The sequence below is a fragment of the Brachybacterium tyrofermentans genome, assembly GCF_014897585.1.
Classification (GTDB): domain Bacteria; phylum Actinomycetota; class Actinomycetes; order Actinomycetales; family Dermabacteraceae; genus Brachybacterium; species Brachybacterium tyrofermentans.
Genome location: NZ_JABUXW010000017.1, coordinates 89,370 through 103,502, shown reverse-complemented (window position 1 = coordinate 103,502; position 14,133 = coordinate 89,370). Strand labels below are relative to the sequence as shown.

Below are 14,133 nucleotides of genomic sequence, written 5' to 3'. Positions count from 1 at the left end.
TTCGCTCGACTACTCGCCGGCGAACCCCATGTTGCTTCCACGCTTTGACACCACCTCGGGACGTTCGACGGAAATCATCCTTCCTCCCCACAGGGTGGTTTTCCACATCGTGCTGGTGGGCGATCAGAAAATGTGTCGTGGAGAGGCAATAGCCAACCTTTCCTCCCCAGGGGTGGTTTATCCACAATGGGAGTATCGAGGCGGCCGATGAGTGGCGTGCGGTGCGGCGAGTCTCGGTGTGAAGGGATGTCGTGCGTGCTGTTGACCTGGGATGTTGTGTGCCGTGGTGAGGCATGTCGTGCAGGCTCCTTGCTCGGGGGCGGTCAGCGAGCTTTGAGGGGTCGGGGGTCGGGGGTCGGGGGTCGTCGGGCGGTGAAATCAGCGGAGCGATCCGCAGGGCCGAGAAGGTGCATGGAGGTTATCCACATTCTGTGACCCGCTCTTTCTTTTGTCGGTGCCCGGCGGAACAATAGAGGCATGAACACGGATTCGCAGGATGTCGACGCGGACGACGGGGACCCCACCCGCCGGCAGCTCGATGTTCTGCGGCACGGCGGCCCGGTCGCTCTCGCGGAACTGCTCGGAGACCAGTCCTATCTGCTCGCGGAGCTCGCTCTCGAACCGGGCGCCATGTTCGCTCTCGACGGCCCGGAGCGGCTGTCGGCGCACTACTCCGCTGTCGTCGGGCGGCTCCATGAACAGCGCTCCGCCCTGGAGGCGCTCGAGGCTCGAGCCATTGTGAGCCTGGCGGAATCGATTCGTCGCGAGACCCATGCGCAGGAGGCGGCGAACGCCGCTCAGGAGATCACAGCCATGGCCCCGGAGGCGATCCTCGACAAGCGGGCCGAGCGCGCTGCGACCCGGGAGATCTCGATGATCACCCACCGCTCCCCGTCCGGTGCCGGGCGCACCCTGGGTTCGTGCCGACGCATGGTCGAGTCCATGCCGGAGATGTTCGAGGCCATCGTGACGGGGCAGGTGACCTTCGAGAAGGTCCACAGCGCAGCCGCCTCCGTCGCGCCCCTGTCCCCGGAGCAGCGCCAGCAGGTGGATCGCGGTCTCGCGAAGCGGCTTCCTGCCCTCGACGGTGCGGGCACCAAGAGATGGAAGCGCGAGGTCGCACGGCAGATCGAGGCAGCGGACCCACAGGGGGAGGCGCGACGGCATCAGTATGCCCGCACCCGTCGTCACGTCACAGTGCGGCCTGGCGAGCACGGTATGGCGACCGTCTCCGCGCGGCTCCCCTCCCTGGACGCCGCACTGATCCGCAAGCGCCTCTCGCTCGACGCCGAGAAACTGCGAGCCCAGGGGGACCGCCGGGGTCACCAGGCCATCCAGGCGGATATCTTCGTGGACACGCTCCTGGGTCGCGAGACGGGCATGGCCCCCATGACCCTCGACATCGGGGTGATCATCACCGACCGTGCTCTGTTCACTCCCAGCCAGGGCGACATCGCCCATATCGAGGGATACGGGCCGGTGCCCTCCGAATCGCTCCGTGAGGAGCTGCGCGCCGCGCTCAGCAGCAAGAAGAACGTGATGGACGAGGCGCTGGGGGAGGACGGGCCTGCTGTTCGAGCCGAGCTCAGACGCCTCTATACGCACCCCACCACCGGTGAGCTCGTCGCCATGGAGTCCACAGCCCGAGCCTTCCCTCCGGCGCTCGCACGATTCATCCTCTGGCGCGACGTGACCTGCCGCGGCCCCTTCTGCGACGCCCCCATCCGCCAGACGGACCACATCAAGCCCTACTCCGAGGGCGGTCACACCTGCCTGGACAACGGAGACGGTGACTGTGTTTTCTGCAACGACAAGGAGCAGCAGACGCGCAGCGTCGAACGGGACGATGCTCCGGAGACCCAGGGGCACAGCGTCACGTGGACCAGCGTCAACGGCGTCACCCGCACCACCACGCCAGAGCCGCTCGGTCCGTCCGAGGAGGCCGTGAGTCCACCGATGGCGTCGGGAGGGCAGGACTCGTCCCGAGCATCCGACACATCGACTCCACCCGATGAGTCGACCGCAACCAACAGGTCAACCGCGTCCACCAAGTCGCCCGCATCCAACAGGTCGACTCCGTCCGACAGGGAGGCACCGGCCGGCGGCCCTCGCCGTTATCGCCGAGTGCGTCAGATCCGTGCATCTCGCCGCCGAGGGGACACCAGGACAAGGACCCGGGTGAGCAAGCGCCGTCGCGTACCTCGGCGCAGTTCCCGAGGACGAGGGCCCACGCAGGGCAGAGGACGAGGGTCCACCCAGGATGAAGGGCGGGAGTCTGTCTGATCTGCGGGAGCGGTCTCCTCGGGGCCGGGAACTCCGCCCCGAGCCAGGCCCGCGCGCACCGATGCCCAGGACGCCCCCGAGACCTCCACAACTTCTCCCTCGCCGTGGGGGCCCCTGGTGTCAGGATCTCGTCATGACCACGTATTACGCCTCGGCCGCCGCCTCACCGAGCATCAGAACCAGGGCGAATCCGGCTTCTCGATGGATCGGGGTCGGGGGCACGGCGCTGGTTCTCGCCTATGCCGTCTTCGCAGCCCTTCAGATCCAGGTGCTGAACCCGCTCGCGGCGGTGCCGGGCAGCTCGCTGCGAGAGATCAGCGCGGCGGTGGGGAACACCGCCGACACCATGGGGTGGGGTCTGATGATCGTCGTCCTGGCGCTGGGTCCCCTGATCGCCGTGCTCATCACGATCATCGGGTGGCGCGGACGGATCCCCACCACAGGCATGCTGGTGGCGATGCTCGGGCTGCTCATGCTCGGCACACCGGCGTACTTCGTGGCGTCGTTCCCCGCCGGGATGACTCTGGCCGACACGTTCGGGATCGGCGGAGCCGACCATTCGCCGTGGGCCGGGGTCCTCCACCTCGTCAGCCTGCTCGCACTGATCGCTCTCGTCGTGATCGCAGTTCGCGCCGTGATCCGAGCGACCGTCCGGAGCGTCGCCCCGGGCAACGCCTGATGAGCTCGGGCATGCGGCACTGAGTCCCTGAGTCCCTGAGTCCCTGAGTCCCTGAGTCTGGGCACCGACTCCCGGTGCCCAGACCCCGGGCCCTCACCTGAGGGCGCGCGGTCAGCTCACGCCGCGGTCAGCTCACGCCGAGGCGGCAGCCTTCGCCGCTCCCGGCAGCGCAGCGGCGATGCGATCGAGCACCTCCGGCGTGTGCGCTGTGGAGACGAACCATGCCTCGAAGGCCGACGGAGGCAGGTAGACCCCTGCCTCGAGCATCGCGTGGAAGAACCGGGTGAAGGCCGCGGTGTCCTGCGCCTTCGCGTCCGCATAACCCGTCACCGGATCCTCGCGGAAGAACACCGAGAACAGGGTCCCGGCACTCTGGATGACGTGGGGGACCCCGGCCGTGGTGAGAGCGTCGGCCACCAGCTGCTGCAGCGTGCTCGACGCCGCCCCGAGAGTCTCGTAGGCCGCCTCGTCCAGGCCCGCGAAGGTCGCCAGACCCGCCGCCGTGGCGAGCGGGTTCCCGGACAGGGTTCCCGCCTGGTACACCGGACCGGCCGGTGCCAGCAGCCCCATGAGGTCCTTCCGGCCGCCGAAGGCGCCGACGGGCAGCCCGCCGCCGATGACCTTGCCGAAGGTCATGAGGTCCGGCGCCCAGGCATCATCCGCCCCAGCGACCCCGGTGGGGCCGTCGACCCCGTAGTAGCCCTCACGGCTCGCCCGGAACCCGGTGAGCACCTCGTCGCTGATCAGGAGCGCGCCGTTCGCGTGCGCGGTCTGCGACAGGAAGCGGTTGAAGCCGACCCCGTCGGCCTCCAGCGGCGGGACCACGCCCATGTTCGCGGGCGCCGCCTCGGTGATGATCGCGGCGATCTCGGAACCGCGCTCGGCGAACAGCGCCGTGACCGCCTCACGATCGCCGTAGGGCAGCACCACGGTGTCCCGAGCGGTCGACGCCGTCACGCCGGCGGACCCCGGCATCGCGAAGGTCGCGACCCCGCTGCCCGCCTCGGCGAGCAGGGCGTCGACATGGCCGTGGTAGCAGCCGGCGAACTTCACGATCACGTCGCGGCTGGTCGCCGCCCGAGCCACGCGCAGCGCGCTCATCGTCGCCTCGGTCCCGGAATTGACCAGGCGCAGCTGCTCGACCGGCGCGATGCGGGAGATGACCTCCTCGGCGAGCGTCACCTCACCGGGCTGCGGAGCCCCGAAGGACAGCCCGCGGCCGGCGGCCTCGCGCACCGCCTCGACGACGCCTTCGTGGGCGTGGCCCAGGATCATCGGCCCCCAGGACCCCACCAGGTCCACGTACTCGCGGCCATCGGCGTCGTGCAGCAGAGCGCCCTTCGCGGAGGTCAGGAACGGCGGGGTGCCGCCCACGGATCCGAAGGCGCGCACAGGGGAGTTGACCCCGGACGGAATCACCTTCTGGGCGCGGGTGAAGAGGTCGGCGGAGGATGCACTGGTCATGGGAGGTCTCCTGGAGGGGTCGCGGGAGGTGGGTGGACTGGGTGAGCCGGTCGGGGTGCCTGGCCTCAGCGGAACTCGCGCAGGTGGGCGGGCAGCCCGTCGCGGTACCACTGGGCGACCTCGCTCGCGTAGTAGGTCAGCACGGTCGAGGCCCCGGCACGGCGGAACGCCAGCAGCGACTCGAGGATCATGCGGTCCCGGTCGATCCAGCCGTTGGCCGCGGCCGCCTCGATCATCGCGTACTCGCCGGAGACCTGGTAGGCGCCGACGGGGACCGGCGAGATCTGGGCGACCTCGCGCAGCACGTCGAGATACGGCAGCCCGGGCTTGACCATCACCAGATCGGCACCTTCGGCGAGGTCGAGCTCCAGCTCGCGCAGCGCCTCGCGGCCGTTCGCCGGATCCTGCTGGTACGTGCGCCGATCGCCCTGCAGGGAGGAGTCGACGGCCTCGCGGAACGGTCCGTAGAAGGCCGACGCGTACTTCGCGGTGTAGGCGTAGATCGCGGTCTCCAGATGCCCCGCCGCATCGAGCTCCTCACGGATCGCCGCGATCTGGCCGTCCATCATCCCCGAGGGGCCCAGCAGGTGGGCGCCGGCCTCGGCCTGGGCGAGGGCCATCTCGCGGTAGCGCAGCAGGGTGGCGTCGTTGTCCACGCGGCCGTCGGCGTCGAGCACGCCGCAGTGCCCGTGGTCGGTGAACTCGTCCAGGCACAGATCGGCCATGATCACGGTCTCGTCGCCCAGCTCGGAGCGCAGGCGCGCCAGAGCCCGGTTGAGGATCCCGTCGGGGTCGGTCGCCCCGGAGCCCACGGCGTCCTTGTGCTCGGGCACGCCGAACAGCATCACGCCGCCGACGCCGCGCTCGGCGGCCTCGGTCGACGCGCGCACCAGGGAATCCATCGTGTGCTGGACGACGCCGGGCATGGAGCTCACGGGCTTGTTCTCGTTCGCCCCCTCGCGCACGAACATCGGCAGCACGAGATCCGCCGGGCGCAGGGTGTTCTCCCGCACCAGGGAGCGCATGGCGGCGCTCGAGCGCAGGCGGCGGGGTCGGTCGACGGGGAGGGTCATGGGGTGGCTCCTTGCGGATGGAGGGGACGGGTGGAAGAGCGGGCGGGGGATCCGGGAAGAGGAGCGGCGGTCAGGGGCCGAGGTCGAGCGCTCGCACGACGACGGCGGCGAGGGCTGCGTCGGTCGGCTCCTCGGCCTGGAGGGTGACCCTCAGGCCGGCCTCACGCACCGCCTCGCTGGTCGGGTCGCCGATCGTGAGGATCGCGGTGGAGGGGTGGATCCCGATCGCCGCCGCACGGCGCGCAATCATGGGACTGGTCAGCACCATCGCGCTGTAGCCGCCGGTGCGCAGCGCCTGCGCGGAGGCCTCCGGGAGATCGACGGGCTCGGGCCGGTACACGGTCACCTGGTCGACGCGATAGCCCTTCGACCGCAGCCCCTCGGGCACGGTGGGCGAGGCGGCGCCGGAGGCAGGGAACAGCACCCGGGACGTCGGGGTCGAGCTCGCGACCGGCATCGCCTCCACGAGGGCAGCGCCGGAGCCGGCGGCGACGACGTCGGCCCGGATCCCGATCGCTGCCAGCGCTGCCGCGGTGCCCTCGCCCACGGCGACCACCTGCGTGTGCGGGGGAACGCCGAGGGAGGCGGGGAGCGCGGGCGCACCGGGCGATCCGGTTGATCCGGTTGATCCGGTTGATCCGGCCGAGTCTGCCGAGGGAGATTCTGCGAGGCAGAAGGCCTCCACCGCGGTGCGGGAGGTGAGGACCAGGTGCGAGTACTGCCCGGCTGCGAGGCGCTCGCGGGCGAGATCGACCTCCGGCCCTCTCACGGGGAGGAGACGGGTCAGAGGCCGGTGCTCGACGACCACCCCATGCTGCGCGAGCAGGGTCACCAGACCGTCCCCACGGCCGGCAGGCCGCGTGACCAGGACCGGACGGGACGGGCCGACGTGGCCTGGGCCCTCGCTCATCAGGCCTTCGCCGCCTCGAGGATCTCCCCGGCGCCGCGCTCGATCAGATCCGCGGCGAGCTCCGCGCCCAGCAGGAAGGGGATCGAGGCGGTGCCCGAGGCATCGTCCTCGACGAGGTCGAAGCCGACTCGCGCGGTGCCCTCGACGACGTGGCTGCCGTCGGGCCGGATCGCCAATGCGCGCAGCGCGAGCTCGCCGTCCGCGATCTCCGCATACGCGGCGACCGGGGCGGAGCAGCCCGCCTCGAGCGTGCGCAGCAGCGCCCGCTCCGCGGTGACCGCCGCGCGGGTGGCGGGATCGTCGACGGCTGCCAGCCGCGCGGCGAACCAGGCCGGCGAGGTCTCCGCAGTCTCTGCGGTCTCCGCGGTCTCACCGTGCAGGGCCGCTGTGGTGACCTCCACCGCCAGCGCGCCCTGGGCGGGCGCCGGCAGCATGATCTCCACGCTCAGCAGCTCGCTGATCACGGCGCCCCGGCCCACTCGCTGCAGACCGGCGGCGGCGAGCACCACGGCGTCGAGATCCGCCTCGTCCCCGAGCGCCCGGGCCAGACGGGTCTCGATGTTCCCGCGGATCCCCACCACGTCCAGGTCAGGGCGTGCGCGCAGCAGCTGCGCGGCACGACGCGGCGAGCCGGTGCCCACCCGGGCGCCCTCGGGCAGCTGATCCATCGTCATCCCGTCGCGCGCGCACAGCGCATCGCGCGGATCCTCCCGCACCGGGATCGAGGCCAGGGTGATCTCCTCGAGCGGTTGCGTGGGCAGGTCCTTGCAGGAGTGCACGACCACGTCGACGGTGCCGTCCAGCAGCGCCTGGCGCACGGCGGTGACGAACACGCCGGTGCCGCCGATCTGAGCGAGCGGGCTGACGCGGTCGCGGTCGCCATGGGTGCTCACGTGCACGAGCTCCACCTCGCGACCGGTCCCCTCCACGATCGCCGAGCCGACCTGGCCGGACTGGGTCAGGGCGAGCTGCGAGGCGCGGGTGCCGATGGTCAGAGGGGGGAGCGTGGCCGTCATGAGGAGGCTCCCGCTGCCGCGGCAGCTCCGGCGGCGGCCTCCGACCGGGCGCGGGCCACGTCGTCGGCCGAATCCACGGCGCTCGTGGTGGGGCGGCACATCCGGCCCACGCAGCAGTTCGCGCCGCACACGTCCGGCGTGCCCCCGAAGTCGGTGACCACGCGGCGCGGGAACTGCGCGTCCAGCCGCTCCTGGACCAGATCCGCGAGGGCGGCGATGAAGCGGGGGTCCTCACCGGAGGTCGCGACCCGTCGGAAGGCGAGCCCCTTCTCCTCGGCGGTCTCCTTCGCCTCGGTGTCCAGGTCCCACACGACCTCGACGTGGTCGGTGACGAAACCGATCGGGACGACCACGACGGCGTCGGCCGCATCCTCCTCGGCGAGCTGCGCGATCACGTCGTTGACATCCGGCTCGAGCCACGGGATGTGCGGGGCGCCGGAGCGGGACTGGTAGACCAGCTGCCAGTCGGGGAGCTCCGGCGAATCGTCGTGCAGCTGGTCCATGACCCAGCGGCAGGCCGCGAGATGCTGCTCGACGTACCAGCCGCCGGAGCCCTCGACGCGGGTCTCCTCCGGGCCGGACGCATCGGCCATCGAGGTCGGCACCGAGTGGGTGGAGAACAGCACCGCGACCCGCTCGGCGTCGTGCCCGGCGGAGGCGAGGCTCGCCAGCGCGCGGCCGAGCCCGTCGACCACGGGCTCGAGGAAGCCCGGATGGTTGAAGTACACGCGGACCTTGTCGATGCTCACCTCGTCGACCAGGCCGGTCTCCTCGAGGACCATCCCGAAGTCCTCCCGGTACTGGCGGCACGAGGAGTACGAGGAGTAGGCGCTGGTCACCAGGCCGAGGGCGTTGCGGTGGCCATCGGCATGCAGCGCGCGCACCGCGTCGGCGTTGTAGGGCGCCCAGTTGCGGTTGCCGAAGTAGATCGGGAGGTCGATGCCGCGGCCCGCGAGCTCCTGCTCGAGAGCGGCGATCAGCGCCTCGTTCTGCTCGGTGATCGGGCTGCGGCCGCCGAGGGCGCGGTAGTGGCCCGCGACCTCCTCGAGGCGCTCGTCCGGGATGCCGCGCCCGCGGGTGACGTTGCGCAGGAAGGGGATCACGTCCTCCTGGCCGTCGGGCCCGCCGAACGACGAGAACAGGATCGCGTCGAAGGGCTTGGACTCTCCGCGACGGGTGTGGGTCGCAGAGGCAGGGTCGACGGTGCGGGGGCGGAGCGTCGACGTGGTGGGGTCAGTCACGGAAGGTTCCTTCGCAAGAAGTGGGGTGTCAGGCGAGTCAGGCGAGCAGGGCGGCGACGTCCGCGAGGGAGTCGAGGCGGCGGCCGGTGTGGAAGGGGAGCTCGTCGCGCACGTGCAGGCGCGCATCGGAGTAGCGCAGGTGGCGCATCATGTCGACGAGGTCGTGGAGGTCGTCCGCCTCGAAGGAGAGCAGCCACTCGTAGTCGCCGAGCGCGAAAGCGGCGACGGTGTTGGCGTTGACCTGCGGGTACTCGCGGCCAAGCATTCCATGCTCGCGCAGCATGCGGTTGCGCTCGTCGTCGGGCAGCAGGTACCAGTCGTAGCTGCGCACGAAGGGGTACACGGTGATCCACTGCTTCCGCGAGAACTCGGGGACCATGAACGAGGGCACGTGGCCGCGGGCGAACTCGGCCATGCGGTGCACGCCGACGGAGGCCCACTCGCGGTTCAGCCAGGTGCCGGGCAGGGAGTTCTCGAACTCGCGCAGCGCGGCCTGCAGCGACTCGGGCTTGTCGGCCGCGAGCCACAGCATGAGGTCGTCCTCGGCGCGGAAGCCGGAGACGTCGTAGAAGCCCAGGATCTCGACGTCGCCGTCGGAGGCCGTCTCGATGAGCGACGTGACCTCGCCGAGCGCAGCGGTGATCTGCTCGGTGGTGACCTCGCCGTCCTCGGTGAGGCCGGAAATCCGGCGGAACACGGTGTAGCTCGTGTAGCGCGTGGTCTGCGCGATCTGCTCGGGATCGCTCGCCGCGCCGCTGGTCGCGTCCGTCGACGGGTTCTTCGCCTCGTTCATCAGGGGGTGTCCTTCCACTGCAGGGGAGTTGCTGGATCGTAGGTGGGTCACGTCAGTCACGTCAGTCACGTCAGTCGGGTCAGTCGGGCGGGGTCGCGTCGGGTTCGGGGGCCGGCGCGGCGTCGGCGCGGACGATCGCGTCGATGCCGGTGCCGGCTCTCCAGGAGCCGACGAGCTGAAGGGACGGCTCCTCGCGCAGAACGGCGGTGAGCGCGTCGAGGGCGGCGCGGTGCCCGGGGCGGGGCTGCCGCATGGCACGGTCCCAGTCGATCACACGTGCGGCGAGCAGCTGCTCGCGCGGCAGCGCGACCCCGAGGATCCGGGAGGCATCAGTCAGGGCGAGGTCGACGATCCCCGCGGGATCCGGGAGCTCCTCGCCGGGACGTCCGAAGGACAGTCGTACCACGTGCGGGCTCTCGGCCGACGGGAAGGCCTCGCGGGCGGCGTGCTGCACATGCGCCCACTTGGCGCTCGCGTGGGTGAGCGCCTTGGCCCGGACGCCCGCCGTTCCGGGGGCGACCAGGGCGCCGGTGCCGGAGGGGAAAGAATCCAGGGCCGGGGCGTCGAGCACGAGGACCACCAGGCGCACGGGGGCCGACGGGGTCTGCGGGATGGCCGAGGCGATCCGTGCGACGGTGCCGGTCGTGTCCCTCGGCTGGCCGGTCGGGCCCTCCGGCTGCTGGCCGGTCGGGTCTCCCGACTGCTCTCCGAGCCCGGCCGTCAGCAGGTCGTGGGCCGTGTCGGGCGGGCAGGCGAGGACCAGATGATCCGCCTCGAGGGTCTCGCCGGAGGCGGTGCGGACCCGCCATCCAGGGGCGTCATGGTGCACCGCGGTGGCCTCCACCGACGTGCGCACGATGCCCCCGGCGGCGAGGAACTGCTCCTGCAGAATCGCCGGCAGGGCGGCCAGCGACGGAGCCAGGGTGTGGACGCGGGTCCCGGCGGTCCCCGTGCTGCGGCCGCGCAGCTGCCGGACGGCGGCCACGAGGGAGCCGTGCTCGGCGAGGCCAGCGCTCAGCTGCGGGGACGCGGCGGCGAACTCGAGGGTCGCAGGATCCGCCGAGTGCACCCCGCCGACCACCGGCGCCACGAGGCGCTCGAGCACCGCGGCACCGAGCCGGGTGCGCACCACCTCGGCGACGGTCGCACCGGGGCGGGCCCCGACGGACGCGGGCAGGACGCGCTCGAGGCTCGCCCGCAGGGCGCCGCGCAGGCCCAGCACCGCCCGGACGTCGGCCGCGAGGGGACGCCCCGGGATGCCGAGCAGCGAACCGCCCGGCGCCCGATGCGCTCCGGCAGCGGAGACCACGCGGCTGCCCAGACCCTCGCGCGGGCTGACGACCTGATCGGCCAGGCCCAGCTCGGCGACCAGGGCGTCCACCGCTCCGGAACCGGTCGCGTACGCCTCGGCGCCCGCGTTCAGCACGAGCCGCGCGACAGGATCCGTGCCCGTGCCCGTGCCCGTGCCGGTGCCGGTGCGTGTGCTTCTGCTGGTGCTGTCCTCCGGGTCCTGCGTGACCAGGACGTCGGCGATCGCGCCGCCGACGGGATCGGCGGCCTCCAGGAGCACCACCCGGTGCCCTGCCCGCTGGTGGCGGCGGGCCGCGAGCAGTCCCGCGAGTCCGCCGCCGACGACGAGGGTGCGCTCGCTCATGCCCGGCGCGTGCCCAGCTGGTGGGCGTCCTGCTCGTGCAGGAAGCTCACCAGATCGGTGAGCACCTGCGGATCGGTGTCAGGGGCGACTCCATGGCCGAGGTTCACGACGTGGCCGCTCGCGCGGGACCCGGCCTCGAGCACCGCGCGGGCCTCGGCGAAGCGCGCCTCCTCGGAGGTGAACAGCACGGCGGGGTCGATGTTGCCCTGCACCGGCGTGCCCTCGGGGAGGATGTCGAGCGCCTGGTCCAGGCGCAGCCGGTGGTCCACGCCCATCGCGGTCGCGCCCGCCTCGAGCATCGGGGTGAGCAGGTGCGCGGCGCCCACGCCGAAGTGGATGCGCGGCACGGGGAGGTCGGCCACGCGGGCGAGGGCCGCGGCGGAGTGGGACTGCACGCCGGAGCGGTACATGTCCTCCGACAGCGCGCCGACCCAGGAGTCGAACAGCTGCACGGCGGACGCGCCGGCGAGCACCTGGGCCCGCAGGAAACGGCCCGAGAGCTCGGCGACCCAGCTCGCCAGGCGCGCCCACACCTCTGGCTGGGAGCGCATCAGGGCGCGGGTGCGCAGGTGGTCACGGCTGGGGCCGCCCTCGACCATGTAGCTGGCCACGGTGAAGGGTGCACCGGCGAAACCGATCAGCGGAGTGGTGCCGAGCTCGGCCACCGTGAGGCGCACGGCCTCGCGGATCGGGTCGAGTGCGGCCTCGTAGTCATCGCCCAGCGGCGGCAGGGCATCGACGTCGGCCTCGGTGCGGATCGGGTGGTCGAAGACCGGCCCGACACCGGGCTTGATCTCGACGCCGAGGCCGGCCTGGCGGGCGGGGACCACGATGTCGGAGAAGAAGATGCCGGCGTCGACGTGGTGGCGGCGCACGGGCTGCACGGTGATCTCGGCGGCCATCTCGGGGCGCACGCAGGAGTCGAGCATCGTGGTGCCCTCGCGCAGGGCGCGGTACTCGGGCAGGGAGCGTCCGGCCTGTCGCATGAACCACACGCTGGGAGTGTCTGCTCGGTCACCTCGCAGCTCGCGCAGGACGGACGAATCGGACACTCCACCCTCGGCGACGGGTCGCCGGGCGGGGTGCTCGGAGGGGAGGGCGGACCCCGCTGCGGTGGGATCCGCGGGGGTCTCGAAGGGCGCCGCGGTGGGGGCGTCAGGGGTGGTGCCGTTGCTCGGGCCTGCGGTGATCCCGTTATCTGACACGCGTCGCGAAGAATCTGACGCGATGTCGGCAAAAGATGGCTCTGACGTGGGGTTCTGTGTCATGACACACCTATTGTGCACATCGGATCCGAGAGCGCCATCCAGCCCAGCGGGCAGGCCTACACTGGCGGCCATGCTCGCTGCCCTCCGTGCCTCCCACGAGCACCTCGATCTCGATGTGCTCGACGCCCTCACCCGGGATGCACGCACCCTGCCCGCCGTGATCGAGGACCTCCAGGCCGAGCGCACCGGCGCCAGCGGAGCGGCCCCGATCATCGCCGGCCACGTCGTGGTGAGCACCTGCAACCGCCTCGAGGTCTACCTCGACACCGACCGCTTCCACGAGGGCGTGGACCTCGTGATCGATGCCGTCGCCCGCACCAGCGGCCTCGAGCGCGACGTGGTCTCCCTGTGCTTCGACGCCGCGATGGACACCCCAGTGCCCCAGCACCTCTACGAGGTCACCTCCGGGCTGCGCTCCCTCGTGCTCGGCGAGGCCGAGATCGCCGGCCAGGTGCGCCAGGCCTACGAGGCCGCCCGCCTCGCGGGCCGCACCACCTCGATGCTCCACGACCTCTTCCAGCACGGCTTCCGCTGCGCGAAGCGGGTCGCCACCCAGGCCCCCGTCGGTGCGTCCGGCCGCTCCGGAGCGGCCGTCGCCGTGGACCGCGCGGGCGTCGAGCTGGGCGGCTTCGCGGGCCGCACCGCGCTCATCGTCGGCACCGGCGCCTATGCGCGGCTCGGGCTCGCCGAGCTCACCCGCCGCGGCGTCACCGACCTGCGGGTGTACTCGCCGTCCGGCCGCGCCGCCGGTTTCGCGGAACGCCACGGAGCCCACGTGGTCAGCCCCGAGGGACTCGACGTCGCCCTGCGGGAGGCCGACCTGGTGCTGTCCTGCTCCGGGCGCGGCACCTCGCTGTTCCCCGAGCAGTTCCTCGCGGCCGGCCGCACCATCGTGCTCGACCTCGCTCTGCGCTCCGACCTGCACCCGCTGGTGCGCCACCTCAAGGGGGTGACCGTGCTCGGGCTCGCCGACCTCAAGGTCGGCGTCGATGCGAGCGACGATCCGGCGCTGCGGACCGCCCGCGCCATCGTCGAGGAGAACGTCGAGGCGTTCCGTGTGCAGCAGGAGGTGCGTCGCATCGATCCCGCGATGGCCGCCCTGCGCCGCGAGGTCGCCGACACCGCGGACGACGAGGTCGACCGCCTGCGCCGCGAGGTCTCCGGAGAGACGGCCGACGTGCTCGAGCGCAGCGTGCGCAGGATCCTGGCGAAGGTCATGCACCAGCCCGCCGAGCGTGCCCGCCACCTCGCCGAGACCGGCTTCGCGGACGACTACGTCGAGGCGTTCCACACGATCTTCGGGATCGACATCTCCTCCGGGCGCGGCGCCGCCGACGTCGAGGCCGATCCGGCGGACGCCGCGCCGGCCGGCTGGATGCGCGTGGACCGCACCGTCCCGCCCGTGTTCGGGGCCTCCTTCGCCGGTGCCGGTGCCGGTGCCGGTGCCGGTGCCGGTGCGGGCGTGGGCGTGGGCGTCGGGACAGCGGTCGGGGATGCCCTCGGCCAGGACGGGCGCGGCGCCCTCGCGGAGTCGGAGGGCGTCTCCGTGTCGACCCTCGCCCGGGCCGCCCTGCGCGAGGGGCAGTGCCCGGTCGACCACGCCCCGGCGGATCTCGGTGCCGCCCTGGCGAGCCGGAGCGGGCGCGACGCCTGAGTCGGAACTCGGGATGGCAGTGCCGTGACCTGGGTCGGCGCGATCCGGCTCCGTGCGATCCGGCTCCGTGCGATCGGACTCCGTGCGATCCGGCTCCG

General features: G+C 72.1%; 12 protein-coding genes. 4 read left to right on the top strand and 8 right to left on the bottom strand.

All coding sequences use genetic code 11. From position 1 onward, the window contains the following. The 3 genes from INT49_RS21190 to INT49_RS13595 form a co-directional block, all read left to right on the top strand. Window positions 1–211: hypothetical protein (locus INT49_RS21190; protein ID WP_226850533.1), on the top strand; the 211-nt coding region annotated here is incomplete at its 5' end. 266 nt (window positions 212–477) lie between these two features. After that, window positions 478–2,283 carry an HNH endonuclease gene (locus INT49_RS13600; RefSeq protein ID WP_226850531.1) on the top strand — a complete coding sequence of 602 codons (1,806 nt, stop codon included), beginning with the start codon at window positions 478–480 and terminating at the stop codon, window positions 2,281–2,283. A 133-nt stretch (window positions 2,284–2,416) separates the two neighbouring features. Continuing rightward, a complete protein-coding gene (locus INT49_RS13595) occupies window positions 2,417–2,962 on the top strand; it encodes a hypothetical protein (protein ID WP_193118279.1) in 546 nt (181 codons plus the stop codon). Window positions 2,963–3,094: 132 nt separating this feature from the next. Here INT49_RS13595 and hemL read toward each other — a convergent pair whose 3' ends face one another. The 8 genes from hemL to hemE form a co-directional block, all read right to left on the bottom strand. Beyond that, window positions 3,095–4,426 (bottom strand): glutamate-1-semialdehyde 2,1-aminomutase, encoded by a 1,332-nt coding sequence (gene hemL, locus INT49_RS13590; protein WP_193118278.1) that lies wholly within the window; start codon window positions 4,424–4,426, stop codon window positions 3,095–3,097. 65 nt (window positions 4,427–4,491) lie between these two features. Beyond that, window positions 4,492–5,499, bottom strand: a complete 1,008-nt coding sequence (gene hemB, locus INT49_RS13585; RefSeq protein ID WP_193118277.1) for a porphobilinogen synthase — start codon at window positions 5,497–5,499, stop codon at window positions 4,492–4,494. A 70-nt stretch (window positions 5,500–5,569) separates the two neighbouring features. Continuing rightward, entirely contained in the window at window positions 5,570–6,409 is an 840-nt protein-coding gene (locus INT49_RS13580; RefSeq protein ID WP_193118276.1) for a uroporphyrinogen-III synthase, read from the bottom strand. Next, window positions 6,409–7,425 (bottom strand): hydroxymethylbilane synthase, encoded by a 1,017-nt coding sequence (hemC, locus tag INT49_RS13575; RefSeq protein WP_193118275.1) that lies wholly within the window; start codon window positions 7,423–7,425, stop codon window positions 6,409–6,411. Before hemC ends, INT49_RS13580 begins: the two co-directional genes overlap by 1 nt. After that, window positions 7,422–8,666, bottom strand: a complete 1,245-nt coding sequence (locus INT49_RS13570; protein WP_193118274.1) for a ferrochelatase — start codon at window positions 8,664–8,666, stop codon at window positions 7,422–7,424. The genes hemC and INT49_RS13570 overlap by 4 nt, the downstream gene beginning before the upstream one ends. A 37-nt stretch (window positions 8,667–8,703) precedes the next feature. Then, window positions 8,704–9,459 carry a hydrogen peroxide-dependent heme synthase gene (gene hemQ / locus INT49_RS13565; RefSeq protein ID WP_193118273.1) on the bottom strand — a complete coding sequence of 252 codons (756 nt, stop codon included), beginning with the start codon at window positions 9,457–9,459 and terminating at the stop codon, window positions 8,704–8,706. Between the two features lie 79 nt (window positions 9,460–9,538). Further along, complete coding sequence (locus tag INT49_RS13560; protein ID WP_193118272.1) at window positions 9,539–11,113, bottom strand: protoporphyrinogen/coproporphyrinogen oxidase; 1,575 nt, start codon at window positions 11,111–11,113, stop codon at window positions 9,539–9,541. Further along, window positions 11,110–12,165, bottom strand: a complete 1,056-nt coding sequence (gene hemE, locus INT49_RS13555) for a uroporphyrinogen decarboxylase (RefSeq protein WP_193118287.1) — start codon at window positions 12,163–12,165, stop codon at window positions 11,110–11,112. Before hemE ends, INT49_RS13560 begins: the two co-directional genes overlap by 4 nt. Before the next feature lie 286 nt (window positions 12,166–12,451). On the opposite strand from hemE, the gene INT49_RS13550 reads away from it, so the two are divergent. After that, window positions 12,452–14,035, top strand: coding sequence for a glutamyl-tRNA reductase (locus INT49_RS13550; RefSeq protein WP_226850529.1), 1,584 nt, complete (start codon window positions 12,452–12,454; stop codon window positions 14,033–14,035). The last annotated feature ends 98 nt before the right edge of the window (window positions 14,036–14,133 follow it).

Coding starts and splice junctions, on each gene's coding strand:
- INT49_RS13580 (WP_193118276.1), bottom strand. CDS start 6,409: ATGAGCGAGGGCCCAGGCCACGTCGGCCCGTCCCGTCCGGTCCTGGTC.
- INT49_RS13550 (WP_226850529.1), top strand. CDS start 12,452: ATGCTCGCTGCCCTCCGTGCCTCCCACGAGCACCTCGATCTCGATGTG.
- hemC (WP_193118275.1), bottom strand. CDS start 7,425: ATGACGGCCACGCTCCCCCCTCTGACCATCGGCACCCGCGCCTCGCAG.
- hemQ (WP_193118273.1), bottom strand. CDS start 9,459: ATGAACGAGGCGAAGAACCCGTCGACGGACGCGACCAGCGGCGCGGCG.
- INT49_RS13600 (WP_226850531.1), top strand. CDS start 478: ATGAACACGGATTCGCAGGATGTCGACGCGGACGACGGGGACCCCACC.
- hemB (WP_193118277.1), bottom strand. CDS start 5,499: ATGACCCTCCCCGTCGACCGACCCCGCCGCCTGCGCTCGAGCGCCGCC.
- hemL (WP_193118278.1), bottom strand. CDS start 4,426: ATGACCAGTGCATCCTCCGCCGACCTCTTCACCCGCGCCCAGAAGGTG.
- INT49_RS13595 (WP_193118279.1), top strand. CDS start 2,417: ATGACCACGTATTACGCCTCGGCCGCCGCCTCACCGAGCATCAGAACC.
- INT49_RS13560 (WP_193118272.1), bottom strand. CDS start 11,113: ATGAGCGAGCGCACCCTCGTCGTCGGCGGCGGACTCGCGGGACTGCTC.